Annotated in this window: 25 protein-coding genes; 7 read left to right on the forward strand and 18 right to left on the reverse strand. The window is 65.6% G+C overall.

The features are described 5' to 3' along the window. Nucleotides 1-105: 105 nt before the first annotated feature. The 5 genes from E4S58_RS03070 (at nucleotide 106) to E4S58_RS03090 (ending at nucleotide 5,255) form a co-directional block, all read left to right on the forward strand. Nucleotides 106-1,080: a TRAP transporter substrate-binding protein gene (locus tag E4S58_RS03070; RefSeq protein ID WP_205965348.1), complete on the forward strand. Its 975-nt coding sequence runs from the start codon at nucleotides 106-108 to the stop codon at nucleotides 1,078-1,080. A gap of 61 nt (nucleotides 1,081-1,141) precedes the next feature. After that, nucleotides 1,142-1,657, forward strand: a complete 516-nt coding sequence (locus E4S58_RS03075) for a TRAP transporter small permease (RefSeq protein WP_136634836.1) — start codon at nucleotides 1,142-1,144, stop codon at nucleotides 1,655-1,657. Next, on the forward strand, nucleotides 1,658-2,935 hold the full coding sequence (locus E4S58_RS03080) for a TRAP transporter large permease (RefSeq protein ID WP_136634837.1): 1,278 nt from the start codon (nucleotides 1,658-1,660) through the stop codon (nucleotides 2,933-2,935). A gap of 13 nt (nucleotides 2,936-2,948) precedes the next feature. Beyond that, on the forward strand, nucleotides 2,949-3,743 hold the full coding sequence (locus E4S58_RS03085; protein WP_136634838.1) for an NAD-dependent epimerase/dehydratase family protein: 795 nt from the start codon (nucleotides 2,949-2,951) through the stop codon (nucleotides 3,741-3,743). Between the two features lie 3 nt (nucleotides 3,744-3,746). Beyond that, entirely contained in the window at nucleotides 3,747-5,255 is a 1,509-nt protein-coding gene (locus E4S58_RS03090; protein WP_136634839.1) for an aldehyde dehydrogenase (NADP(+)), read from the forward strand. Nucleotides 5,256-5,275: 20 nt separating this feature from the next. Here the strand turns inward: E4S58_RS03090 and E4S58_RS03095 are convergent, their stop codons facing one another. The 10 genes from E4S58_RS03095 to E4S58_RS03140 form a co-directional block, all read right to left on the reverse strand. Next, complete coding sequence (locus E4S58_RS03095) at nucleotides 5,276-5,875, reverse strand: flavin reductase family protein (RefSeq protein WP_136634840.1); 600 nt, start codon at nucleotides 5,873-5,875, stop codon at nucleotides 5,276-5,278. An 85-nt stretch (nucleotides 5,876-5,960) separates the two neighbouring features. Then, nucleotides 5,961-6,998: an ABC transporter ATP-binding protein gene (locus E4S58_RS03100; RefSeq protein WP_240789445.1), complete on the reverse strand. Its 1,038-nt coding sequence runs from the start codon at nucleotides 6,996-6,998 to the stop codon at nucleotides 5,961-5,963. Next, nucleotides 6,995-7,984: an ABC transporter ATP-binding protein gene (locus E4S58_RS03105; protein WP_136634841.1), complete on the reverse strand. Its 990-nt coding sequence runs from the start codon at nucleotides 7,982-7,984 to the stop codon at nucleotides 6,995-6,997. Before E4S58_RS03105 ends, E4S58_RS03100 begins: the two co-directional genes overlap by 4 nt. Then, nucleotides 7,981-8,853, reverse strand: coding sequence for an ABC transporter permease (locus tag E4S58_RS03110; RefSeq protein WP_169052587.1), 873 nt, complete (start codon nucleotides 8,851-8,853; stop codon nucleotides 7,981-7,983). Before E4S58_RS03110 ends, E4S58_RS03105 begins: the two co-directional genes overlap by 4 nt. Beyond that, complete coding sequence (locus tag E4S58_RS03115) at nucleotides 8,854-9,867, reverse strand: ABC transporter permease (RefSeq protein ID WP_136634842.1); 1,014 nt, start codon at nucleotides 9,865-9,867, stop codon at nucleotides 8,854-8,856. 5 nt (nucleotides 9,868-9,872) lie between these two features. Beyond that, entirely contained in the window at nucleotides 9,873-11,459 is a 1,587-nt protein-coding gene (locus E4S58_RS03120) for an ABC transporter substrate-binding protein (protein ID WP_136634843.1), read from the reverse strand. A 34-nt stretch (nucleotides 11,460-11,493) separates the two neighbouring features. Beyond that, nucleotides 11,494-12,762, reverse strand: a complete 1,269-nt coding sequence (locus E4S58_RS03125; RefSeq protein ID WP_136634844.1) for an aminotransferase class III-fold pyridoxal phosphate-dependent enzyme — start codon at nucleotides 12,760-12,762, stop codon at nucleotides 11,494-11,496. A 245-nt stretch (nucleotides 12,763-13,007) separates the two neighbouring features. After that, nucleotides 13,008-13,661: a TetR/AcrR family transcriptional regulator gene (locus tag E4S58_RS03130; RefSeq protein ID WP_136634845.1), complete on the reverse strand. Its 654-nt coding sequence runs from the start codon at nucleotides 13,659-13,661 to the stop codon at nucleotides 13,008-13,010. Between the two features lie 24 nt (nucleotides 13,662-13,685). Then, complete coding sequence (locus E4S58_RS03135; RefSeq protein WP_136634846.1) at nucleotides 13,686-14,714, reverse strand: transketolase family protein; 1,029 nt, start codon at nucleotides 14,712-14,714, stop codon at nucleotides 13,686-13,688. Next, on the reverse strand, nucleotides 14,711-15,577 hold the full coding sequence (locus tag E4S58_RS03140) for a transketolase (RefSeq protein ID WP_136634847.1): 867 nt from the start codon (nucleotides 15,575-15,577) through the stop codon (nucleotides 14,711-14,713). Before E4S58_RS03140 ends, E4S58_RS03135 begins: the two co-directional genes overlap by 4 nt. 215 nt (nucleotides 15,578-15,792) lie before the next feature. Here E4S58_RS03140 and E4S58_RS03145 point away from each other — a divergent pair, with 215 nt between their 5' ends. Next, nucleotides 15,793-16,509 carry a GntR family transcriptional regulator gene (locus E4S58_RS03145; RefSeq protein WP_205965349.1) on the forward strand — a complete coding sequence of 239 codons (717 nt, stop codon included), beginning with the start codon at nucleotides 15,793-15,795 and terminating at the stop codon, nucleotides 16,507-16,509. A 20-nt stretch (nucleotides 16,510-16,529) separates the two neighbouring features. Here E4S58_RS03145 and E4S58_RS03150 read toward each other — a convergent pair whose 3' ends face one another. The 3 genes from E4S58_RS03150 to E4S58_RS03160 all read right to left on the reverse strand — a co-directional run bounded on the left by E4S58_RS03150 (nucleotide 16,530) and on the right by E4S58_RS03160 (nucleotide 19,766). Beyond that, complete coding sequence (locus E4S58_RS03150) at nucleotides 16,530-17,183, reverse strand: class II aldolase/adducin family protein (protein WP_136634848.1); 654 nt, start codon at nucleotides 17,181-17,183, stop codon at nucleotides 16,530-16,532. A gap of 2 nt (nucleotides 17,184-17,185) precedes the next feature. Further along, nucleotides 17,186-18,448: a four-carbon acid sugar kinase family protein gene (locus E4S58_RS03155; protein ID WP_136634849.1), complete on the reverse strand. Its 1,263-nt coding sequence runs from the start codon at nucleotides 18,446-18,448 to the stop codon at nucleotides 17,186-17,188. Between the two features lie 61 nt (nucleotides 18,449-18,509). Beyond that, nucleotides 18,510-19,766, reverse strand: a complete 1,257-nt coding sequence (locus E4S58_RS03160; protein ID WP_136634850.1) for an aminotransferase class III-fold pyridoxal phosphate-dependent enzyme — start codon at nucleotides 19,764-19,766, stop codon at nucleotides 18,510-18,512. A gap of 321 nt (nucleotides 19,767-20,087) precedes the next feature. On the opposite strand from E4S58_RS03160, the gene E4S58_RS03165 reads away from it, so the two are divergent. Then, nucleotides 20,088-20,807 (forward strand): TetR/AcrR family transcriptional regulator, encoded by a 720-nt coding sequence (locus E4S58_RS03165; protein WP_136634851.1) that lies wholly within the window; start codon nucleotides 20,088-20,090, stop codon nucleotides 20,805-20,807. 78 nt (nucleotides 20,808-20,885) lie between these two features. On the opposite strand, the gene nqrF is transcribed toward E4S58_RS03165, so the two are convergent. From nqrF to E4S58_RS03190, 5 genes are read right to left on the reverse strand one after another with little or no spacing between them, the layout of a single operon-like run. Further along, entirely contained in the window at nucleotides 20,886-22,109 is a 1,224-nt protein-coding gene (nqrF, locus tag E4S58_RS03170; RefSeq protein WP_136634852.1) for an NADH:ubiquinone reductase (Na(+)-transporting) subunit F, read from the reverse strand. Between the two features lie 12 nt (nucleotides 22,110-22,121). Beyond that, nucleotides 22,122-22,730 (reverse strand): NADH:ubiquinone reductase (Na(+)-transporting) subunit E, encoded by a 609-nt coding sequence (nqrE, locus tag E4S58_RS03175; RefSeq protein ID WP_136634853.1) that lies wholly within the window; start codon nucleotides 22,728-22,730, stop codon nucleotides 22,122-22,124. Further along, entirely contained in the window at nucleotides 22,730-23,383 is a 654-nt protein-coding gene (locus E4S58_RS03180; protein WP_136634854.1) for an NADH:ubiquinone reductase (Na(+)-transporting) subunit D, read from the reverse strand. The genes nqrE and E4S58_RS03180 overlap by 1 nt, the downstream gene beginning before the upstream one ends. Further along, on the reverse strand, nucleotides 23,383-24,204 hold the full coding sequence (locus E4S58_RS03185; RefSeq protein ID WP_136634855.1) for a Na(+)-translocating NADH-quinone reductase subunit C: 822 nt from the start codon (nucleotides 24,202-24,204) through the stop codon (nucleotides 23,383-23,385). The genes E4S58_RS03180 and E4S58_RS03185 overlap by 1 nt, the downstream gene beginning before the upstream one ends. Then, nucleotides 24,197-25,396, reverse strand: a complete 1,200-nt coding sequence (locus E4S58_RS03190; RefSeq protein ID WP_136634856.1) for an NADH:ubiquinone reductase (Na(+)-transporting) subunit B — start codon at nucleotides 25,394-25,396, stop codon at nucleotides 24,197-24,199. Before E4S58_RS03190 ends, E4S58_RS03185 begins: the two co-directional genes overlap by 8 nt. Between the last annotated feature and the right edge of the window lie 2 nt (nucleotides 25,397-25,398).

Raw genomic sequence — 25,398 nt, forward strand, 5'->3', positions numbered from 1 at the left:
CAAATCCTCGCCGCATGCATCATATGTGTTGACAAGTTGTATGATGATTATCCATACCTCCGGCATAGCTGGCGTCGATCGCCAGATCAAATGGGAGGACAAGACATGACATTTACCCGGATCGCCCTGACCAGTGCCATCGCCGCCCTGGTCGCGGTGCCCGCCCTGGCAGACCAGTGGCGCGGCTGGAACATTCACCCCGAAGACTACCCGAACTCGATCGCGCTTGAGACCTTCGCGAAGGAAGTGGCGGAAAAGACCGAAGGCCGGATCGAACCGCAGGTCTATCACAACGCGGTGCTGGGCGATCAGCCGGACGCGATCGAACAGGTGCGCAACGGCGGCCTGGATTTCGCGAACTTCAACATGGGCCCCATGGGCCAGATCGTGCCCGCGACCAACGTTCTGTCGCTGCCCTTCATCTTCAAGGACGTCGACCAGATGCACGTGGTGATGGACGGTGAGATCGGCCAGCGCTTCTCGGACGCTCTGGCGGAAGAGGGGCTGGTCGCCCTGTCGTGGTTCGACAGCGGATCGCGGTCGTTCTACAACACCAAGCAGCCGATCGAGACGCCGGATGACGTCAAGGGCATGAAGTTCCGCGTGATGAACAACGACCTCTACGTCCAGATGGTCGATCAGCTGGGCGGCAACGCGACCCCGATGGCCTATGGCGAGGTCTACCAGTCGCTGAAGACCGGCGTGATCGACGGGGCCGAGAACAACTATCCCTCCTACGACAGTTCCAACCACTTCGAGGTGGCCAAGTACTATTCGATCACCAACCACCTGATCATTCCCGAATGCCTCTGCGTGTCGACCGCGACCTGGGACGGGCTGTCGGACGAAGACAAGGCCATCGTGAAAGAGGCCGCCGTGAACGCCGCCAAGGAACAGCGCGAACTCTGGGCTGACCGCGAAATGAAAAGCCGCGAAAAGGTCGAAGCGGCCGGGTCGCAGATCAACGAGGTCAAGGATCCCAAGGCGTTCCAGGATGCCATGGGCCCGGTCTACGAAGGCTTCATCAAGGCCAATCCCGACCTGGAAAGCCTGATCAAGGACATCCAGGCCAGCAGCTGATCCCTTGCCTTGCGATGCCCCGGCTGCACTCTGGCCGGGGCATTTCACGTCGGAGACACGGATGACGTCTGACACGAACACCCCGACCCGCGACCCCGTCTTCCGGGTGCTGGACCTTACGGCGCGGGCCTGCATGACCATCGCGGGCATCCAGCTGGTGACCCTGATCGCCATCTTCGGCTGGCTGGTCTTCGGTCGCTACGTGCTGAACGACACGCCGACCTGGGTCGAACAGGCCGCGCTGATGCTGGTGGTCTGGATCACCTTCCTTGGTGCGGCGGCCGGGGTCTGGAACCGGGCGCATCTGTCGATCGATTTCGTCCGGGAAATGATGCCCCCCGTCTTCCGTATCCCCCTGCGCTGGCTGGCGGTGCTGGGCGTGCTGATCTTCGCCGCCTACCTGGCCTGGTACGGCTGGGACCTGGCCGAGAAGACCTGGCGCCGTCGCATCCCGATGCTCGCCATCGCCGAGGGCTGGCGCGCCGTGCCCATGGCGGTCTGCGGCGTGCTGTCAGTCTTCTATTCCCTCTATCACCTCGCCATGCTTGTCCGTGGCCAAGACCCGGCGGAACTCTGAATGGGCCTGTCACTGCTTTTCGGCATCTTTGCCCTTGGCCTGATCTCGGGCATGCCGGTCGCCTTCGCGCTTGGCCTGGCGACCGTGGGCGGGTTCCTGTACGAAGGACTGCCGATGTTCATCGGGTTCCAGCGGATCCTGTCGGGCATCTCGGTCTTCTCGCTGCTGGCCATCCCCTTCTTCATCTTCGCCGGAGAGCTGATGATGCAGGGCGGCATCGCCGGCCGCCTCGTGCGGCTCGCCGCTTCGGCCGTGGGCAAGTCGCGCGGCGGGCTGGGGGTCGTGAACGTGGCCTCCTCGATGCTTTTCGGCGGCATCTCGGGCTCGGCCGTGGCCGATACCTCGGCGCTTGGGGCCATCCTGATGCCGGTGATGAAGGAAAAGGGCTATGACGCGGATTATGCCGTCAACGTCACCGTGACCTCGTCGGTCGCGGGCGTCGTGATCCCGCCGTCGCACAACATGATCCTCTATGCGGTCGCGGCGGGGGGCGTCTCGGTCTCGCAGCTGTTTGTCGCGGGGATCGTTCCGGGCATCCTGATGTGCCTCTGCCTTGGCATCGTCGCCTGGTACATCGCCGTCAAGCGCGGCTACCCGTCCGAGGAGTTTCCGGGCTGGCATGCATTGCTGATCAGTTTCGCCGCCGCGATCCCCGGCCTGCTGACGGCGGTCATCATCGTCGGCGGCGTGCTGTCGGGCGTCATGACCGTGACCGAATCCGGGGCCTTCGGGGCGATCTGGGCGCTGCTGGTCACCGTCTTCGTCTATCGCGAACTGACCTGGCCGGGCTTCAAGCTGGCCGTGATCTCGGCCGTGCGGACCACGGCGCTGGTGATGGTCCTGGTCGCGACGGCGTCGTCCTTTGCCTACCTGCTGGCGCTGTACCGGGTGCCCGACAACCTGGCGACCTTCGTCACCTCGATCTCGTCGAACCCCTTCGTGATCCTGCTGCTGCTGAACCTGACGCTGCTGGTTCTGGGGATGATCATGGACATGGCCGCGCTGATCCTGATCTGCACGCCGATCTTCCTGCCGGTCGTCGTCGGCCTGGGCATGGACCCGGTGCAGTTCGGCGTCATCATGATGATGAACCTCGGGCTGGGTCTGTGCACCCCGCCGGTCGGGGCCTGCCTTTTCGTCGGCTGCGTCGTCGGCGGCATCCGGATCGAACAGGCCGTGCGCACGATCTGGCCCTTCTACATCGCCATCCTGGTCGCGCTGATGCTGGTCACCTATGTGCCCGCCGTCTCGATGGCCTTGCCCAACCTGCTGAAATAAGGATCTGACACCCGTGAAACGTCTGCTCATCACCGGTGCCGCCGGTAACCTTGGACAACTGGCGCGCGCGCGCCTTGGACACCTCGCCGACGTGCTGCGCCTGTCCGACATCGCCGACATGCCCCCCGCCCAAGAGGGGGAAGAGGTCGTGACCTGCGATCTGGGCGACGAGGCCGCCGTGCACGACCTGGTCAAGGATTGCGACGGCATCCTGCATCTTGGCGGCGTGTCCGTCGAACGGCCCTGGGACCAGATCCAGCGCGGCAACATCACCGGGGTCTACAATCTTTACGAGGCCGCGCGCGCCCACGGCATGCCGCGTATCTTCTTTGCCTCGTCGAACCACGCCATCGGCTACTACCGCCAGGACGAGGTGATCGATACCAAGGCCCCGCAGAAGCCCGACGGCCTGTACGGCGTGTCCAAATGCTTCGGAGAGGCCATGGCGTCGCTCTATCATTCCAAGTTCGGGCAGGAGACCGCGTTGGTCCGCATTGGGTCGTGTTTCGAAAAACCCCGCGACCGCCGGATGCTGGCCACCTGGATGTCGCCCGACGACTTCGTCAGCCTCGTCGAATGCGTCTTCCGCGTGCCGATGCTGGGCTGTCCGGTGATCTGGGGCGTGTCGGACAACAATGAGCGCTGGTGGAACACGGAAACCGCGCGGCTGATCGGCTGGGGGCCGAAGGACAATTCGGAAACCTACCGGGCCGAGGTCGAGGCCGCCGCCCCGTGCCCCGCCGCCGATGCGCCCGAAAGCGTCTATCAGGGCGGCAAGTTCACCGCCGAACCGATCTACAGGGACTGACCGATGACCTTCACGCCGCAGGGCAAGCACCTGATCGCCGGGCACTGGGTGTCCGGCACCGACACCTTCCGGTCCTCTCCGGCCACGGGCAGCGGGGCAGACTATGCCCGCGGCACCGAAGCCGATGTCGACCGCGCCGTAACGGCGGCCGAGGACGCCTTCTGGAGCTACGGCTACCTCTCCCGCGATACCCGCGCGGCCTTCCTTGATGCCATCGCCGATGAGATCGAGGCCCGTGGCGCCGACATCACCGCCATCGGCACCGCTGAAACCGGCCTGCCCGCAGCCCGGCTGGAGGGCGAGCGCGGGCGCACCACCGGCCAGCTGCGGCTTTTTGCGACGCATATCCGGCTGGGCGCCCATCTGGACGCGCGCCACGATCCCGCCCTGCCGGATCGCAGCCCGCTGCCCCGGCCGGACCTGCGCATGATCCAGCGCCCGATCGGGCCGGTGGCGGTGTTCGGCGCGTCGAACTTCCCGCTCGCTTTTTCAACCGCCGGGGGCGACACCGCCGCGGCGCTGGCGGCCGGATGCCCGGTGGTGGTCAAGGGCCATCCCGCCCATCCCGGCACCGGCGAAATCGTGGCGCAGGCGATCCACGCCGCGATCACGCGCTGCGACATGCACCCCGGCGTCTTCTCCCTGATCCAGGGCGACCAGGTGGGGTTTGCCCAGGCGCTGGTGCAACACCCGCTGATCAGCGCGGTCGGCTTTACCGGATCGCTGAAGGCAGGCCGGGCGCTCTTTGACCTATGTGCGCAACGTCCCGAACCGATCCCCTTCTTTGGCGAACTGGGGTCGGTGAACCCCATGTTCATCCTGCCCGCCGCCGCGCGGGCGCGGGCCGATGACATCGGCACCGGCTGGGCCGGGTCGCTGACCATGGGGGCGGGGCAGTTCTGCACCAATCCCGGCATCGCGGTCATTCCCACGGGCGCGGATGGCGACCGCATCGTCGCCGCCGCAGCCCGGGCGCTGGCCGATGCCGCGCCACAGACCATGCTGACAGACGGCATCGCCGCCGCCTACCGTGAGGGGCAGGAGAGGTTCGCCGCACGCAACGTCGTGCGCCCGGTGGTGACGACCCGCTCGGACGGCCGCAGCGCCACGCCCAACCTCTACGAGACCGACGCCGACAGCTACCTGGCCGATCATGGGCTGGGGGAAGAGATCTTCGGCCCCTCGGGCCTGGTCGTCCGCGTGGCGGATGCCGCGCAAATGGCGCAACTGGCGCGCGGCTTCGACGGGCAGTTGACGGCGACGATCCACATGGACGCCGAAGATGCCGAACAGGCGCGCGACCTGCTGCCGATCCTTGAACGCAAGGCCGGGCGGATCCTTGTCAACGGCTTCCCCACGGGGGTCGAGGTCGCCGACAGCATGGTGCATGGCGGGCCTTACCCGGCCTCGACCAACTTTGGCGCCACCAGCGTCGGCACCCTGTCGATCCGGCGCTTCCTGCGCCCCGTGTGCTACCAGAACCTGCCCGAGGACCTTCCGATCCCCGGCTGACTTGCCCGGTCACGCCCGGTTCAGTCGTCAGGCCGCGTCAGCTCCCACAGCGTGTCGGCGGTGGCATAGTCGCGATACCCCAGCCGGGCCAACGGCGCGGCGGCGGCGGTGTCGAACCTGCCATCGCGGATGTACTCGTCGCGGATATGGGTCTGCACCACCTGGCCGATCACCAGGTACCGGTCGATCGTGTTGCCCTCGATGTCGACCAGCGGCTGGACCGAGATCGTCCGGCATTCCAGCGCGGCGGGGCTTTCGGCCACGAAGGGCGCCCCGACCACCTGCGACACCCCGAGCGTCAGGCCCGCCAGTTCGAATTCGTTCGCCCCGTCCGGATGGCTGCCCGAGGACACGTTCATCGCATGCTTCAACGCATCCGTGGCCAGCGAAAAGGTGAACTCTCCCTGCGCCTTGGCGTTCGCGGGCGAATGCTTCATCCCCTCGCTGGTAAAGGCGATCATGTGCGGGGCCGAGCCAAGCGGCATGAAGAAGGAATAGGGGCCGAGGTTCGGCACCCCGTCGGCGTTCAGCGTGCCGATCCAGCCGATCGGCCGGGGCGCGACAATCGCCTTGAAGGGGTCGTGTTTCAGGATCTCGGGGCGGTCGGAACCGTAGTGCATGGGGCATCTCTTCTTGGGATGCCCCTTCCTGCCACAGCTGCGCCGCCGACCCCAAGGTGCCAAAACGGACAGGCCGGGTGTGCGATCAGCCGGGGATGGGGCCGGGATGATGGCAGGCGACCACCGCCGCCGGATCCGACACCGGGGCCAGGGGCGGCATGGTCTGGCCGCAAAGCGCCGTCGCCTTGGGGCAGCGGGTATGGAACCGGCAGCCCGAGGGCGGGTTCATCGGCGACGGCAGGTCACCGGTCAGCACGATCCGCTTGCGCTTGCGTTCCAGGATCGGGTCGGGCCGCGGAATGGCCGAGATCAGGGATTGCGTATAGGGATGCTGCGGGTTCGAAAACAGCTCCTCCACCGGGGCCATTTCGACGATGCGGCCCAGGTACATTACCGCCACCCGGTGCGAGATATGGCGCACCACGCCCAGGTCATGCGCGATGAAAAGATAGGCGCAGCCCAGGTCCTTCTGCAGGTCTTCCAGCAGGTTCAGGACCCCGGCCTGGATCGACACGTCCAACGCCGAAACCGGTTCGTCCAGCACGATCAGCTTGGGGTTCAGCGACAGCGCGCGGGCAATGCCGATGCGCTGGCGCTGCCCGCCTGACAGTTCGTGCGGGTACCGGGTGGCCATGTCGGCGGGCAGACGGACCAGGTCGATCAGCTCGGTGATGCGTGTCTTCAGTGCGGCGCGCGGCAGGTCGGCCAGCCGCAGCCCCTCGGCCAGGATCTGCGCCACCGTCATCCGCGGATGCAACGAGGCCATGGGATCCTGGAAGACGATCTGCATGTCGCGACGCAGCTGCCGCAGGTGAGCGTCATCTGCACCGGTCACGTCCTTGCCGCCGACCATCACCTGACCCGAGGTCGGCTGGATCAGCCGCAGGATGCTGCGCCCGAGGGTCGACTTGCCGCACCCGGATTCACCCACGAGACCAAAGGTTTCGCCCGGCGCGATGTCGAACGAAATGCCCGACACCGCCTGGACCGCCCCGACTTCGCGGCCCAGCAGGCCGCCCTTCAACGGGAATTCCTTGACCAGGTCGCGCACCGACAATGCCGCCTTCGACGAAATCGGGGGCAGGGCGGGGACGCCGTCGCGCAGAGGGCTGTTCATGATCATTCCGCCACCTCCGGCGTTACGGTGGTCAGGGGGAAATGGCAGGCGCTGTCGGTTGCGCCGGTGACACGCAGGGCCGGGTCCGTCTGGTGGCAGACCGGTTGCGCCACCGTGCATCGCGGCGCGAAGGAACACCCGGGCGGGCGGTTGAAGATCGACGGCGGCGTCCCCTCGATCTGGCGAAGCGCGCCCGTCCCGTCCAGCGTCGGCACCGCGCCGATCAGCCCGGCGGTATAGGGATGCGCGGTGTTATAGAACAACGGATCCGTCGGCCCGCGTTCGACGATCCGGCCGCCGTACATCACCGCGATCCGGTCCGCGATGCCCGCGACGACGCCCAGGTCATGGGTGATCATGACCAGGCCGATGCCCAGTTCCTTGCGCAGATCGCCCAGCAGGTCGAGGATCTGCGCCTGCACCGTGACGTCCAGCGCCGTGGTCGGTTCGTCGGCGATCACCAGTTCGGGCCGGTTGGCCAACGCCATGGCGATCATCGCCCGCTGACGCATCCCGCCGGAAAATTCGTGCGGGTACTGGCGGATACGCTTGGCCGGCTGCGGGATGGCGACCAGCTCGAACAGGCGCTCGACCTCCTTGAGAGCCGTGCGGCGTGACATCGACCGATCATGCAGCAGGATGGCCTCGGCGATCTGGTCGCCCAGCCGCAGCACCGGGTTGAAGGCCGACAGCGGGTCCTGGAAGATGCAGCCGATCGCCTTGCCCCGGATCTTGCGAATCCGTGCGGACGACATGCCGATCAGCTCTTCTCCGCGGAACTTGGCGCTGCCGGTGACCCGGGCCCCGCGCGGCAGAAGCTGCAGGAAGGCCATCATGGCAATCGACTTGCCCGACCCGCTTTCCCCCACGATGCCAAGCACTTCGCCACTGTCGACCGACAGGTCCACACCGCGCAGCGCCTCGGCCCGGTTGCCGTCGGCATCGGTGAATTCGATCCGCAGGTCGGTCATCTCGAGGAGGGGGGCGGTCATTGGCTTCTCCGGTCGAAAAGGTCGCGCAGGCCATCACCCAGGAACGAGGTCGCCAGCACCACGGTCAGGATTGCCATGCCGGGGCCGAAGGCGATCCACCAGTTGTAGAACCGGGTCGCCCCTTCGGAAATCATGCTGCCCCATTCGGGCGACGGCGGGGTCGCGCCCAGCCCGATGAAGGACAGCGAGGCCGCCAGCAGGACGACCTGCCCGAAGTCCATGGTCGCGTTGATCAGCGTCGGCGTCCAGCACAGCGGCAGGACATGCACCCGCAGCACCCGCAGCGGCGGCGCGCCCCCGGCGACGGCGGCCTCGACATGTTCGCGTTCGCGGACCTCAAGCACCTGCGCCCGCATCAGCCGCGCATAGATCGGCCACCAGACGATGACCATCGCGATCGAGGCATTGGCCAGCCCCGGCCCCAGCATGGCGGCGACGGCCATGGCCAGCAGGATCGGCGGGAAAGCCACGGTCACGTCGACGAGGCGCATGATGATCGTGTCCCACCAGCCGCCGAAAAAGCCCGAGATCGCGCCAAGGAAAGACCCGATGGCCACCGCGCAGGCGACCACGACGATGGCGATCGGGATCGACCAGACCGCACCGTGCAGGGTGCGGGAAAACACGTCCCGCCCAAGCGCGTCGGTGCCCAGCCAGTGATCCATCGACGGCGGTTGCAGGCGCCGCCCGACCATCTGCAGCGGATCGGCCAGCGGCCACAGCTGCACGGTCACCACGGTGATCAGCCACATCAGCAGGATCGCGGCCCCGATCTTGGCGGTCAGCGGCAGGCGTCTCATCGTGCGCGCGATCGGTCCGGGGGTGCGGCGCGGCGCGATCTGCGCGGCGGGTTGGCTTGCGTCGGTCATTCAGTGCACCTTGATCCGCGGATTGGCCCAGGCATAGGCGATGTCGGTCAGCAGGTTCGCCAGAAGGAAGGCGATCGACCCCACGATGGTCACCCCGCCGATCGCCGGGTAATCCAGCGACGCCGCCGCGCGCACCGCGTAGGATCCGATGCCGGGCCAGGCAAAGATCGCCTCGGTCAGGACGGCGCCGGTGATGAGGTAGGCGAAGGTAAAGCCCAGGATCGTCAGCAGCGGGATCATGGCATTGGGCAGCGCATGGCCGACCAGCACCCGCCGTTCGGCAGCGCCCTTGGCGCGGGCCGTGCGGGCATAGTCCATCGACAGCCCCTCGATCAGCGACGACCGGACAAGGCGCGTGATGACGCCGGTGACGGCCCATCCCAGCACGAAGGCGGGCAGGGCCAGGTGGGTCAGCGCCTGCACGAAAAGCCCCACGTCGCCCGCGATCAACGCGTCGACAGTGTAGAAGCCGGTGGTATGCGGCGGCGGGTCGACGCGGGGCGGCAGTCGCCCGGTCCCCGGCACCAGCGAAATGCGCACCGACAGAAGATAAAGAAGGATCAGCCCGGACCAGAAGATCGGCAGCGACGACCCGATCAGCGCGAAGATCCGCGCGACGCTGTCGATCACCGACCCGCGGAACCGCGCCGACAGAAGCCCAAGCGCCAGCCCCATGACCGTGCCGATGATCATCGCGGCCACGACCAGCTCAAGCGTGGCGGGCAGGCGTTCGGCGATATCGGTGGCGACGGGGCGGCGGGTGGTGAACGAGGTGCCCAGATCCCCCTGCACCAGCTTGCCAAGGTAGACGACGTATCGCACCGGCAAGGGCTGATCGAGGCCCCATTCCGCCTTCACGGCGGCGACGACCTCGGGGTTGGACATCATCCGTTCGGGGACAAGGGCGGCCAGCGGGTCGCCCTTGGTCATTTGTGACAGAAGAAACGAGACGCTCGCGACCCCAAGCAGCAGGAAGGGAATGGTGATCAGCCGTCTTAGGATATACGCGAGCATCTGTCTTACTTCCGGGAGATTTCGGCCAGCGGCAGGTTGCAGCAGGCCGAGTATCGCACGCCTTCGATATCGTTGCGATAGGCCAGCACGAGGTTCGGAGAGACCAGCGGAAGGATGATCGCATCCTTCATCATCTCTTCACCAAGCGCGGTATAGGCGGCTTCGGCTTCTTCGCCCGACGAGGCAAGCGCCTTGGCGTAAAGCTCGGCCTCGGCCGGGTTGGCGACCAGGGCGTCGTTGCCGACCCCGGCGCGACCGGTCCAGGGATAGCCCTCGATCATCGCGAAATAGGCGACATACTGGCCCGACCCGTAGTAGTCCGGCGCATAGTAGATCGCCGTCACCGGCCATTCGCCCGCACCCAGTTCATCGCGCCAGACCGCCCAGGTCAGCGGCTTGAGCTCAAGCTCGACACCGACGGCGGCAAAGTCCTGCTGGACCTTCTGCATCATGATGTTGAAGTCGACGCCATAGATGTTGTCGTTGGGATAGCCCGCGACCAGCTTGAGATCCGACTGACCGGCGGCGGCCAGCATTTCCTTCGCCTTCTCGACATCCTGTTCACGCGGGGTCAGACCCGCCGTGCCGGGAAAGCCGTTGGGGATCGGAGCGGCGACCTTGGTGCCGTTGCCGCCCACGGTGAAATCCAGCATCCCGTCATAGTCGATGGCGAGCGCCAGCGCCTGCCGGACCTCGGGGGTCAGCACCTCGGACATGCCCTTGGCGCCGGGAATGAAGCCGATGTAGACGAAGTTGAAGGACGGCACGACCTCGGTGGTCACGTCACCCGACCGGATCGACTGGGCGGTGTCGGGGTCGATCTGCATGGCGATGTCGACCTGACCGGTTTCCAGCGCCTGGGCCTGGCTGACCGCGTCCTGGATCTGGGTCACGACGATTTCCGAAAACGCCGGGGCGGTGCCCCAGTAGCTGTCGTTGCGCGCCAGCCGCAGTTCGGCTTCGGGCGAATAGCCCGCCAGTTGGAACGGGCCGGACCCGGCCGAGTTCTCGAGGAACCAGGGTTCGGCCTTGTCGCCTTCGGCCGCGCCGTCACCGGCAACGGCGCCATTGGCCTCGGCCACTTCGGCGTTGATGATCCCGGCATAGGGCGCCGAAACCTTGTTGAGGAATTCCGCGTTCGGTGCCTCGACCGTGAACTTGACGGTCTTGGCATCGACGGCTTCGGCACTGGCCAGCCCGTCCATCAGGAACGACGGCGACGCCTTGAGGTTCTTCAGCCGTTCGAACGTCCATACGACGTCCGAGGCCTCGACCGGGGAGCCGTCGGCAAAGACCGCGTCCTTCAGCATGAAGGTGAATTCGGTGAAGTCGTCGTTGACCTCCCAGCTTTCGGCCAGGTTCGGGACAAGCGTCTTGTTGTCCGGGTCCAGCGTCACCAGCGTCTCGTAGACGGCGGTGAGGTAGAACTGGCAGGTGTCGCAGAACGCCCGGCTCGGATCGAGCGAGTTGACGTCCATCGACCGCGCGATCACCAGCGTGTCGTCATCCTGGGCCAGGGCAGGGGCGGCGAAGACTGCCGATCCGGCCAGGGCGAGGGCGGTCAGCCCGTGCTTTAGTCTGAAGTGTGTCATTCTGGGTTTCCCTGTTGGCGCATGAAATGACCGTTCACGCATCGATGACCCCCGCCAGTGCGGCGGAGGGTTTCAGCGATGCACGGCTCTGCTTGATGTCCTCGAAGGCGGCGCCTGTCGCCTCGAGGGTGGTGGCGATGTCCTTGCGGGTCATCGCGGCATTGATGAACATGTTGTGGTAGGGCGACATGTAGACCCCGCGCTTCATCGCGGCGCGGCAGAAACCGTAGCCCAGGCTGAAGTCCGGATCGTCCTCGAACAGGATCATGGGCAGGGTGACCGGCCCGGTCTGGCGCAGGGCAAACCCCGTTGCCGCCGCCTGTTCGTCCAGCCCATTGCGCAGGGCCTCACCGATCTGGGTCATGTGTTCCAGGTAATCGCTTTCGCGGACCAGCCGCAGCGTTTCCAGCGCCGCCGCCATCGGCACAGCCGAGAACCAGTAGGATCCGGTGACGAAGATCGACTTGGCCGCCTCGCGCGCCCGGTCATTGCCCAGCAGCGCCGAGATCGGCTGGCCATTGCCCAGCACCTTGCCCCAGGCCGACAGGTCGGGGCGCACGCCGATGGTTTCCCACGAACAGTCGCGCGCCAGCCGGAACCCGGCCCGCACGTCATCGACCACCAGCAGCGCATCGTGCTCGTCGGCCAGCCGCCGCGCGGTGCGGGCGTATTCGGCATCGGGCAGGGACTGGTCGGCGAAGGTGTCGTGCCGGAAGGGCGCGGCAAAGATCCCTGCCAGGTCGTCTCCGGCCTCCTTGACCGCATCGGTCAGGGCCTGCGGATCGTTGTAGTCGAAATAGATGAAATGCGCCCGGTCCTCGGCCACGACGCCGCCGGGGCGGGGCGTGTTCCAGGGCATCGACCCGTGGTAGGCGTTCTTGGCCAGCAGCACCTTGCGCTTGCCGCGATAGGCGCGGGCGATCATCAGCGCCATCATCGTCGCATCGGCGCCGTTCTTGCAGAACATCGCCCAGTCGGCGTGGGACACCATGCCGACCATCGCCTCGGCCAGGTCGACGATCAGCGGGGACGGGCCGGTCGCCGTGTCGATGCGGGTCTGCTGTTCGCTGACCACGCGGGCAATGTCGGGATGGCCATAGCCCAGCAGGTTCGGTCCGTAGCCGCACATGTAGTCGATGTATTCATTGCCATCCACATCGGTGATCCGGGTGCCCTCGGCGCGGGTGAAGAACTGCGGAAAGTCCTCGGGCATGAGCGCGGTGGACTGGTGGCCGTACATGCCGCCGGGGATGACCTCGGCTGCCCGTTCGCGCAGGGCGCGATCCTTGGAATTGTCCCACATGAGCCTGGTATCCCGTTGGTTTGTAACTGATTTATATCGAGGTTATTGACGGAAAATTCAGCTGACAACTGTTATTGATACGCAGTTGCTGGGTGTTAACACTTTGGTTTTCAAACTGCGGATTTGCTGTGCAGAGAGGTATTTTATCAAGCAGTACCGGGGGTTAATCCAGCGCAACTGTTTCGGAATTCTGCGAGTGCACGATGTCCCCGCGCCATCAGTAAGTGATAATTTATTTGATTAACTTAGCTGGAAAACTCAGGGTGCGGCAGAAGCTCTTCCGGCAGGTAGATCCGCAGGTACGCGACCGAGGCGCGCCAGGCCTCCTGCAGGTAGTGATCAGTGATCCGTCCGTGTTCGGCGTATGAGATCATCCAGACCCCGTCCATTACCCCGATCGAAACCGCCAGCCAGTCTTCCAGCCGGTCAAGCCCGGTGCAGATGAAGCGGCGGCGGAATTCCTCGGCCCGGACCCGCGCGAGTGACGAGTTGCCGCGCAGGTCCAGCGTCCGCACCTCGGCGCTGACGCCGGCGCCCATGAACAGCCGCAGCGCGGCGGGGCGTCCGTTCAGGTAATCCCGCCCGCGCGACTGGCGGGTCAGCAGCAGGGTCTGCCACCGATCGGGCGGGGGCGCGATGTGACTGCCCGACAGTTCGGCCAGCTCCTGGTGGAAACGGCGCGCCAGTTCGACGTAGATCGCGTTGCGGTTGGGGAAGAAGTGATAGACCGAGGGCAGCGGCACCTCGGCCCGTTCGGCGATCATGGCAAGGGTGACTTCGGTGTCGGTGTGTTCCGCCAGCAGGTCTTCGGTGACGTCCAGCAGGTGGCGCACCCGTTCCTTGCCACGGGTGCGCTGCGGTTGTCGGGCGCTGGACAGTTTCTGGGCGGGTTTCGTCATCTCGGCCTCCTGTCCGGGCCGGGATCAGATCCCGGCGATAAAGTCCCGCGCCACCGCTTCGACGCCGGGCGCATCAAGCTGGTAGGCGGCATAAAGCGCGGCGGGCGGCCCGACCTCGACATAGCAGTCGGGAACCCCGTGCCGCTTGAACGGCAGGCGGGGCAGGTCGATCAGCACCTCGGCCACGGCGGTGCCAAGCCCGCCGGTCACATTATGCTCTTCCACCGTCATGATCGCCGAGGTTTCCGTGGCGGCAGCGATGACCTCGTCCCGGTCGAGCGGGCTGATCGTGTGCATGTCGACGACCCGCACCCCGATGCCGTCCGCCGCCATCGCAAGGGCCGCATCCAGCGCGGCGCGCACCTGGCTGCCGGTGGCGATCAGCGTCAGGTCGGTGCCTTCGCGCAGGCGGATCGCCTTGCCGATGGTCAGGTCCGGTACCTCGGCATAGACCTCGGGGTCGCGCCCCCGGCCCAGTCGGATGTACATCGCCCCCGGATGGTCGGCCGAGGCCCGCAGCACCGCCCGCAGGTGGTTGGCATCGGTCGCGCAGATCACCGTCAGATCGGCCATGCAGCGCAGCATCCCCAGGTCTTCCAGCGCGTGGTGGGACGACCCGTAGAACCCCATGGACATGCCCGAATGCGTGCCGATCACACGGACCGGCATCCGGGGATAGGCGCAGTCGGTGCGGATCTGCTCGGCGCCGAGGATCGAGGCAAAGCTGGCGAAGGTTGCGACATAGGGCACCATGCCGCTGGCAGCCATGCCGGCGGCGGCAGTGATCATGTTCTTCTCGGCGATGCCGAAGTCGAAAAAGCGGTCGGGGTGCACGTCCTTGAAATCGTTGGTGCGGTTGGCAGAGGCCAGGTCCGCCGTCGCCACCACGATACGCGGGTCGGTCTTGGCCATCTCGGCCAGTTCTTCGCCCAGCACGAAGGCGGGCATGCCCTTTCGCGGGGTGCCGCGCACCGACCGCGTGTCCTTGAAGACCGTCTTGCCTTCGGTCGTGCCGCGAAAGATCTCGGCCTCGTTCTGCATTTCGGTGGTCATTCTGCGGGCTCCGGTTCATAGGGCTGAAGGCCGGCCTCAAGTTCGGCCATCACGTCGTCATAGTCTTCGCCGACCAGGTTGCCGACGTGCCAGTCCAGCGACATCTCCATCCGCTTCACGCCGCGCCCCTTGATGGTGTCGAAGACGATGCACTGCGGTTTGCCGGTGGTGCCCCGGGGCAGGGCATCGAAGGCCGCCAGGATCGACGGCAGGTCATGTCCGTCCACCCGCTGCACGTCCCAGCCGAAACTGGCAAAGCGGTCGTGCACGGGTTCGATCGCCATGATGTCTTCGGTGTGCCCGTCGATCGACAGGCCGTTGCGGTCCAGCAGGATGACCAGGTGACCCAGCTTGAAATGGCTGGCCGAGGACACGGCCTCCCAGATCTGGCCTTCCGAGATCTCGCCGTCCCCAAGCATCACGTAGGTCCGGTGGTCGAGCCCCTTGATCCGCCCGGCCAGCGCCATGCCGACGCCGACGGACAGCCCGTGCCCAAGCGAGCCCGAGGAGAAATCGAGCCCGCGCACCTTCTTCATGTCCGGATGATCGCCGTATTTCGACCCGAGCCGCGTGTAGGTGTCCAGTTCGGCCGGGGGGAAATAGCCAAGGTCCGCCAGCACGGGATACAGCCCGATGGCCGCGTGTCCCTTGGACATGACGAACCGATCGCGGTTGTCCCAGTCCGGCTTGGCCGGTTCGATCCGCATCTGCGCGTAATAGAGGGCCGACAGGATCTCGGCGCAGGAAAAGGTCGAGGAATAGTGCCCCGCGCCCGCGATCTTGGTCAGCCGGACGGTTTCGGTCCGGATGAACTTGGCGCGGTCTTCCAGCACCGCGATGTTGACGTTGGATCTGTCTGGCATCGATGGTCTCTCCTCGCTTTCGAATTTGATATATCCAGTTTGGCCGTAGATCAAGGAAATTGGTGGAATTGGCCGAAATTCCTATGGATACGTCCGAAATTGCTGGGGGATTGGTGCATTATGATATATCTACTGGGCAATCCGCTCGGGCGCCGATTGACACACCGGCCCCCCTGCCGGACTTTGACGGCCAGACCACGTGAAAGGGCAGACAGGTGAGCGACGCTCAGATCGAAGACGCGGCGACGGAAGACGCCATCCCCCTGTCCGAAGTGGTCTATGCCCGGTTGCGCCGGTCGCTGATGCAGGCCGAACTGAAGCCGCACCAGCGGCTCAAGGTGCGTGACCTGGCGCAGCAGATGGGGACGTCGGAAACCCCGGTGCGCGAGGCGCTGTTCCAGCTGGCCCACGAGGGCGCGATCGAGATCCGGCCAAGGTACTATATCCGGGTGCGCCGCCTGACGCTGGCCGAATACAACGAAATCCGCGACATCCGCATGAGCCTTGAGCCGATGGCGGCCGAACGCGCGCTGCCGCATGTCGACGACGCGGTGATCGCGACGCTGGCCGCCACCCATGCCACGCTGGTCGCCGCCGAGGCGTCGGGCGACTGGGCGACGGCCCTGCAGGCGAATTTCGACTTTCATTTCGGCCTCTATTCCCGGTCCGGCATGCCCACGCTGACCGAGGTTCTGGAAGGTCTGTGGATCCGCATCGGCCCGCTGCTGAGCGAACTCTACCCCGATGCCCACCCGACCTATGCCGGGCGGCACCAGCATGAAAACGTGCTGGACGCGCTGCGGGCGCGCGACGCCTATGCCCTGCGCGAAGCGATCCGCATGGACCTGATGGAGGGCGGGCGCAACCTGCGTGAACACCTGGCCGCCCACGAGGCCGACCAGGCGCGGGTCAAGCCGCGCCGCCGCCGTTAATCACCGTCTTCAGGACGCCTTCAGGTGGTGGTCGGCTTGCCGTAGCCATAGCTGCGATAGGCCGCGTGCACCTCGGCCATCTCACCATCCGTCAGCAGAACCGGGTCGCCGACCGAGCGGCTCAGCTGCAGCTGATGCGCGAGCACCTCGAGCTTTTCGGTCTGCCCGAAGGCCGAAGTGAGGCTGCGACCCATGGCGATCATCCCGTGATTGGCCATGAGGCAGGCGGAATAGGTCGTGCCCAGGGTGCTCACCACCGCATCGGCCAGCGCCTGGCTGCCAAAGGTTTCATAGGGCGCGCAGGGCACCTGATTGCCGCCGAACCCGGCGACCATGTAGTGGAAGGGCGGGATCGGCTGGCGCAGGCACGACAGCGCGACGCAATAGGTCGGATGGGCATGGACGATCGCCTGCGCCTCGTCCCGCGCGGCATAGATCGCGGCGTGCAGTGCCCATTCGCTGGACGGTTTCCACCCGCCCGAGAAGCTGCCGTCAAAGGCGACTTCGGCGATCTGGTCGGCGCTCATCCGGTCAGGTTCGACACCCGACGGCGTGATCAGCATGCCGGTGCCGAACCGGACCGAGATATTGCCGGCCGTGGCGTTGGACAGCCCGCGCGTGACGCACAGGCGGCTGTGGTCGACCAGCGCCTGGCGGATTTCGTCTTCGGTCATGATCAGCCTTTCATTTCGTCCAGGGCGCGCAACAACACGTCGGATGTGCCCAGCTTGCCGGATTTCAGGAAGAAGGACACCGGGTCGATGCCGTCCGACACGCAGAACCCGCCGCCAAGCGGGCCGCGTGCAAAGGGGCGGACGCGGCGGATGCCAAGCGCCCCGACGACCGCCCCCGAGGTTTCGCCGCCCGACACGATGAAACGCCGCACGCCCGCGTCATGCAGATGCGCCGCGATGCCCGAAAGCAGCGCTTCGGCCCGACGGGCCGCGCCCAGTTGGCCGAAGGCGGCCTGGGCGGCCTTTACTCCGTCCGCATCGGCCAGCGTGGTGATCGCGAAGGGGCGGTGCCCGATGTGATCGGCGGCCCAGGCGCAGGCCTCGGTGATCTGCTGGGGGACGGGCGTGGGGCTGATCAGGTCGATCCGCAGGACCGGATGTTCGGCGGCGAAGGCGGCGGTCTGGTCTTCGGCGACCGGCCCGACTGATCCGATCAGAACGGCGACCGGCCCGTCGGCATGACGCGGGGCGGGGGCGGTGCCGGTCAGGCCGGCGGCGCGGTCCAGGCCGACCGCGATGCACAGCGGATCGCTGGCCACGATCGCCCGCGTCCCGCGCGCCAGCTGCATCGAGACGGTCACGTCGCCATCATCGGCGCAGTCCAGCAGCACCTGCCGGTGGCCCTTGGCGGCCTCGGCCTGCAGCGCCGCGCGCGCGACGGCTTCGCCCTGCACGAGGTCCAGGTGACTGACGTGGCCGAGCGGAGCGCGCGTCTGTTGCGACAGGAACCGCACCATGTTCGGGTCCGGCATGGGCGTGACGGGATCAAAGCGCTTGGCGCTCTCGTTCACCAGCGTCGACTGATAGAACATGTGGCCCATGGCGACGGTGCAGCGGAATTCGGGAAACCCGGCGCTGAGCAGCACGGGCAGGTCGCCATACCGGTCGGCCAGCATGTCGGCGGCCAGGCCGATGTTGCCCTCTTCGGTGGAATCGAAGGTGGCGCAGGCCTTGTAGGCGACCGTGGCGCAGCCAAGCGCATCCAGCGCATCAAGGGCGCGGGTCAGTTCGGTTCGCGCGTCATCGACCGGGATCAGCCGGGTGCGGCTGGCGATGACCACGATCGGTGCCGACAGCGGCGCGGCGGCTGCGGCGTCTTCGGGGTCGAAGAAGACCGGGCATTCCAGCCCCGCCTCTTCGAAATAGCTGGCGATCAGCAGGCCGCCGGTGAAATCGTCCGAGATCACGCCGTATCTGGGGCTCATGTCCTGTCCTTTCTTCCGAGGATTCGGTGCACAGCATACATGACCGAAACCGGGCGTTGCGTTATTCGGCAGGCACCGCGCGGTGCCCGGCCAGCGCGTCGAAGGCATCGTCGATGGCCGACAGCGCAGTGTCGATCACGCCATCGGTATGGGCCAGCGACAGGAACATGTTGTGCGTGTGGTGCAGGTAGACGCCCCGGGCCAGCGCTTGTTGGCAAAAGGCCTCGCCCAGCCTGGCGCCGGGATCATCGGCGAAATGCATGATCGGCATGGCGGGCGGACCGGACAGCGTGACGTCAAAGCCGTGGCGCGCGGCGCTGCGGGTCAGGCCCTGGGCAAAGCGGGTGCCGGCGGCGCGCAGGCGGGCAGGGCCGTCTTCGCGCTCAAGCACCTCGATCGTGGCGACGGCGGCGGCCATGGCCGCGCCGCCGTACCAGAAGGACCCGGTGAAGAAACAGGTCTCTCCGGCCTGGCGGAAGCGATCGGTGCCGGTCACGGCGGCCAGCGGATAGCCGTTGGCGATGGCCTTGGAATAGGCGGCGAGATCGGGGCGCACGCCGACCTCTTCCCAGCTGCCGCCAAGGTTCAGGCGGAAGCCCGCGCGCACATCATCAAGGATCAGCGCCGCATCCAGCCGGTCGCAATGGGCCCGCGCGGCATTTGCAAAGGGTTCGGTCGGCAGCTCTTGTCGCTGCGCAAGGTCGTGGCGAAAGGCCGACACGACGATCCCGGCAAGATCATCCCCGGCCAGGGCGACGGCCGCATCAAGGCTGTCGGCGTCGTTGTAGTCGTAGGGGATCAGATGCGCCCGGTCCTCGGCGGTGACACCGATCAGGGAAGGAGAGCTCCACGGCACGGCGCCATGATAGGCGCCGCGTGCCACCAGGATCTTGCGGCGTCCGGTCCCCGCCCGGGCCAGCGTCACGCAGCTTGTCATCGCGTCCGACCCGTTCTTCTGGAACAGCGCCCAGTCGGCATGCGGGATCGTCGCGACCAGCTTCTCGGCCAGCCGCACGGCGTGTTCGGTCGGTCCGTTCAGGCAATCGCCGGCGCTGATCTGGGCCAGCGCGGCGCGGTCGACTTCGGGATGGCGGTGGCCCAGGATGATCGGCCCCCAGCTGCACATGAAGTCGATGTAGTCGCGCCCGTTGACGTCGCGCACCAGCGCGCCGTCGCCCCCTTCGAAGAACTGCGGATAGCCTGCAGGCACCGCTTCGGCCCGCATGTGCCCCCAGAGCCCGCCGGGAATGACCTGTCGGGCGCGGGCGCGCAGGCGGCTGTCGGCAGAGTGCGGATCGTTCGGAAGGGCGGAGGGCATGGGCGGATCCTTCGGGGAGTCGGGGAAGTGATATGATATATTAAGTGGCGTATGAGTATTGCGGTCGTCAAGGTGAGTCGTCTTTCTGACTGCAATAAAATCCGAAAAATGGCGGCTTGAAGGTCATGGATTTGGTGGAAGATATCGAAAAGATTGGAATAATGGCGTATATTGCGGTCGGGTATGGATATGGCCCCGTATATGTTGCGAGGAAAAATCAGTCATAATGGTATATCAAAACCCAGTCGCCCGGCCAAAGTCCGTTGCCTTGTGGCACCCGGTCGCGCTGCATAGGGTGATCCAACCAGGCAGGAGGACGGCGTGAGCGCATCGGACATCATCGGCGACCCGGCCGCGCAGGGCCGCCCCATGCGGCGGCGCGGGGTCGAACGCCACAACCTGATCCTCGATTCGACCGAACGGCTGCTGGCTGCGACCACGGACGAAGACATCAGCCTCGCCCAGATCGCCGAGGACGCCGGCGTCTCGTTGGCCTCGGTCTACTATTTCTTCCCCAACCGGAACGCCGTCTACGTCGCGCTGGCCCGGCGGTTCAACGAAGAGATCTATCAAAGGTCGATCCTGCCGCCGACCGATCCCGAACCGCAAAGCTGGCAAGAGCTTCTGGCGATGAAGCACAAGGCGGCGGCCGTGTTTCAGAACAGCCGTCCGGCAGCGCTGCGCCTGTTTCTCGGGGCGGGGGTGTCGGTGGCGGTGCGCAATGCCGATTTCGCCGGCAATGCCCGCATCGCGCAAAGTCGCGCCCGCATGTTCCACGCCTATTTCGACATGCAGCCCATGCCTGACCTGGCGCACCGACTGGAAATCGCGGCGGCGGCGATGGATGGGGTCTGGTCCCTGTCCTACGGACATCACGGGCGCATCACCGACGCCTACCGCGAGGAGGGCACGGCCTGCGCCGTGACCTATCTGCGCCGCTACCTGCCCGAGTTCCTGCCCCGCAAGCCGCTGACCGACGAGGCCTTGGCGGGCATCGAGGTAGCCCCGCTGACCCCGGACGACACCGCACCGACGGACTGACCGCCACCGCCCGGGCACGGGCCAACGAAAAACGCCCCCGACGCGATGGCCGGGGGCGTTTTCTGTCTGGTCTCTGGTTCAGCCGCCGAAGTCGTCGAGCATGATGTCTTCGCGATCCACGCCCAGATCCAGCAGCATGTTGATCACCGACTGGTTCATGATCGGCGGGCCGCACATGTAGAATTCACAATCCTCGGGGGCCGGGTGGTCCTTGAGGTACTGTTCATACAGCACGTTGTGGATAAAACCGGTCAGGCCGGACCAGTTGTCCTCGGGCAGGGCATCGGACAGGGCGACGTGCCATTCGAAGTTGTCGAACTCCTCGGCCAGCTGGTCGAAATCCTCGACGAAGAACATCTCTTTCTTCGACCGGGCGCCGTACCAGAAGGTGATCTTGCGGTCGCGGTTCTCAAGCCGCTTGAGCTGGTCGAAGATATGGCTGCGCATGGGTGCCATGCCCGCGCCGCCGCCGATGAAGACCATTTCCTTCTTGGTGTCGCGGGCGAAGAATTCGCCGAACGGACCGGAAATGGTGACCTTGTCGCCGGGCTTGAGGTTGAAGATGTAGGACGACATCTGGCCAGCCGGGATATCGGTCGTGCCCGGCGGCGGCGAGGCCACCCGGACGTTGAGCATGATCAGCCCCTTTTCATCGGGGTAGTTCGCCATGGAATAGGCGCGCTCGATCGGTTCGGCGACCTTGGACTTGTACTGCCACAGGTTGAACTTGTCCCAGTCGGACCGGTATTCCTCTTCGATGTCGAAGTCGGTGTAGGACAGTTCGTGCGCGGGCGCCTCGATCTGGATGTAGCCGCCGGCGCGGAAGTTCACGTCCTCGCCCTCGGGCAGTTCAAGAACCAGGTTCTTGATGAAGGTCGCGACGTTTTCGTTCGACCGGACGGTGCATTCCCATTTCTTGACGCCGAAGACCTCTTCGGGGACTTCGACGTCCATGTCCTGCTTGACCGCCACCTGACACGACAGGCGGTCGCCACAGGCGGCCTCGCGCTTGGTGATGTGGCTTTCTTCGGTCGGCAGGATGGACCCGCCGCCCGAATGGATGCGCACGCGGCACTGGGCACAGGTGCCGCCGCCACCGCAGGCCGAGGGCACGAAGAGCTTCTGTTCCGCCAGCGTCTGCAGCAGCTTGCCGCCCGCAGGTACGGAAATCGTCTTTTCGCCGTTGATCGTGATGTTGACGTTGCCGCTGGACACCAGCCGCGACCGCGCTGCGAGGATCAGGGTCACCAGCGCCAGGACGATCAGCGTGAAGAGGATGATACCAAGTGAAAAAGTTGCCACTGTCGCGCCCCCTTACAGTTTCACGCCCGAGAAGGACATGAAGGCCATCGCCATCAGACCCGCGGTGATGAAGGTGATCCCAAGGCCCTGAAGCCCGTCGGGAATGTCCGAATACTTCAGCTTCTCGCGCACGCCCGCCATGGCGGTGATCGCCAGCGCCCAGCCAAAGCCGGAGGACACGCCATAGGTGGCCGCTTCGGACAGGTTGTAGGACCGTTCGACCATGAAGAGCGATCCGCCAAGGATCGCGCAGTTCACGGTGATCAGCGGCAGGAAGACACCAAGCGCGTTGTAGAGCGGCGGGAAGTACTTATCGAGAACCATCTCGAGGATCTGCACGATCGCGGCGATCACCCCGATGTAGGAGATCAGGCCGAGGAAGGTCAGGTCGACGTCCCCGAACCCGGCCCAGGCCAGCGCACCGGGGGCGAGCAGGTAGGTCAGGATCAGGTTGTTTGCGGGCACGGTGATGCCCTGCACGACCATGACCGAAATGCCGAGGCCGATGGCGGTCGAGATCTTCTTGGACACGGCAAGGAAGGTGCACATGCCCAGGAAGAACGACAGCGCCAGGTTCTCGACGAAGACCGCCTTGACGGCGAGGGAAATCAGGCCTTCCATCAGTGCGCCTCCACGGACTGGATCTTGTATTCACGCTCTTCGACCTGTTCCGGCTTCCAGGTGCGGAAGGCCCAGATGATCAGACCGATCACGAAGAACGCCGAGGGCGGCAGCAGCAGCAGGCCGTTGGGCACGTACCAGCCGCCGTTGTTCACCGTCTGGAACACGGTCACGCCGAAAAGCGACCCCGAGCCGAACAGTTCACGCACCACCGACACCATCATCAGCAGCAGGCCATAGCCCAGCCCGTTGCCGACGCCGTCGACAAAGCTGGCCACCGGCGGGTTCTTCATCGCGAAGGCTTCGGCGCGTCCCATCACGATGCAGTTCGTGATGATCAGGCCGACGAAGACCGACAGGGTCTTGGAAATCTCGTAGGCGTAGGCCTTGAGAACCTGGTCGACGAGGATCACGAGCGAGGCGATGATGACCATCTGCACGATGATCCGGATCGACCCGGGGATCTGGTTGCGCAGGACCGAGATGAACATGGACGAAAAGCCCGTCACCAGCGTCACGGCGATCGCCATCACCAGCGCCACCTGCATGGACGAGGTCACGGCCAGCGCCGAACAGATGCCCAGCACCTGCAGCGTGATCGGGTTGTTGTCGATCAGCGGATCGACAAGTTGCGAACGGTAGGTCTGAGCCATCAGTCAACCTCTCCTGCTTTGAGACGTTCGAGGAAGGCGCCGTAGCCGGTCTCTCCCATCCAGAAACGCACCAGGTTATCCACCCCGGCCGATGTCAGGGTCGCCCCGGCCAGTGCATCCACGTAATACTCCTGGCCCTGCGGCGGCACGGTCTTGGCCACGCGAATGGCCAGGGTGCCGTCTTCGGTGAACAGCTTCTTGCCGTTCCAGAGGGCCTTCCAGCGGGGGTTGTCGACCTCGGCGCCCAGGCCGGGGGTTTCGCCGTGCTGGTAGAACTGCAGGCCGAAGATGTCGTTGCCGTTCTCTTCCAGCGCGATGAAGCCATAGAGCGTCGACCACAGGCCATAGCCTTCGATCGGCAGGATGACCTTGTCGATCTCGCCCGCGTCGTCACGCAGAAGATAGACCATGCGGAAGGCGTCCATCTGGCCGCCGAGCCCCGCGGGATCTTCGTCCAGCGCGCGGACGATCGCCGGATCGCCCTTCGCGGCCAGCTGATCGAAGGTGTCGATCTCGAACTGGTCGGTGAAGTCGCCGGTCGACAGATCAAGCACATGCGGCTCGAAGTTCGCGAAGGCCTCGTTCACCGGCGTGGTCTCGTCATAGACGCCCGCCACCTGAAGGATGTTCACCCGCTTGTCGCGCAGCTGGTTTTCGGCCTGCACCGGGCGCAGGGCCACGGCCGCTGCCGACACGACCATCGAGGCGACGAGGCACAGGGTCACGGCCACCACGACGGTCTTGCCGACACTGTCGGGCGGCGCGGCCAGGAAGCGGCCGATCGGTCCCTTGGGGCGATCTTGTTGGGTCTGGTCAGACATGACGCTTTGCCCTCCGTTTGATGTTGGCCTGCACGACGAAGTGGTCGATCAGCGGCGCGAAGACGTTGCCGAACAGGATCGCCAGCATCATGCCTTCCGGGAAGGCCGGGTTGATGACGCGGATCATCACCACCATGAACCCGATCAGCGCGCCATAGATGTAGCGGCCCAGGTTGGTGTGCGATCCCGACACCGGTTCCGTCACCATGAAGACGAGGCCGAAGGCATAGCCGCCCAGCACCAGGTGCCAGTACCAGGGCAGGGCGAACATCGGGTTGGTGTCCGACCCGATCCAGTTCAGCAGCAGCGAAAAGCCGATCATGCCCGCGAGGCAGCCGACCACCATGCGGTAGTTGGCGATGCGCGTGGCCAGCAGGAAGACCAGCCCCAGAAGCGCGGCCAGCGTCGAGGTTTCGCCAAGCGATCCGGGCACGAAGCCCAGGAAGCTGTCCCACCAGGTCATGCCGCGTGCGGCCAGCGCCTGGTACCCGTCCGAGGCCGACACCGCCAGCGCGGTCGCGCCGGTAAAGCCGTCGACCGGCACCCAGACGCTGTCACCCGACAGCTGTGCCGGATAGGCGAAGTACAGGAACGCTCGGCCCGTCAGAGCCGGGTTGAGGAAGTTCTTGCCGGTGCCGCCAAAGACCTCTTTGCCGATGACCACGCCGAAGATGATGCCAAGCGCGACCTGCCACAGCGGCGTGGTCGCGGGCAGGATCAGGGCGTAAAGCATGGACGAGACAAGGAAACCTTCGTTCACCTCGTGCTTGCGCACGGTGGCGAAGATCACCTCGAACACGCCGCCGGCAACCAGCGTCACGATGTAGATCGGCAGGAAATACAGCAGCCCGTGCGCCATGTTGGCCAGCGGGTTGGCGGCGTTGAAGCCGATGCCCAGGCCGTCGATGATCGCGGCCCGCCAGCCCGAGGCGCCGAATTCGGCGATCGCGAGGTTGGTCTGATAGCCGGTGTTGTAGAGCGCCATCAGGATGCAGGGGATCGTGGCGAGGACCACGTAGGTCATGATCCGCTTCATGTCGATGTAGCTGCGCGCGTGCGGCGCGGCGGTGGTCACCGTTTTCGGGGTATAGAGAAAGCTTTCGACCATCTCGTAGATGGGGAAGTAGCGTTCCCATTTGCCGCCCTTTTCAAAGTTCGGCTCGATACGGTCAAAGAAGTTGCGCAAGCCCATTC

The sequence above is a fragment of the Pseudooceanicola onchidii genome (genome assembly GCF_004959925.1).
Lineage (GTDB): Bacteria > Pseudomonadota > Alphaproteobacteria > Rhodobacterales > Rhodobacteraceae > Pseudooceanicola > Pseudooceanicola onchidii.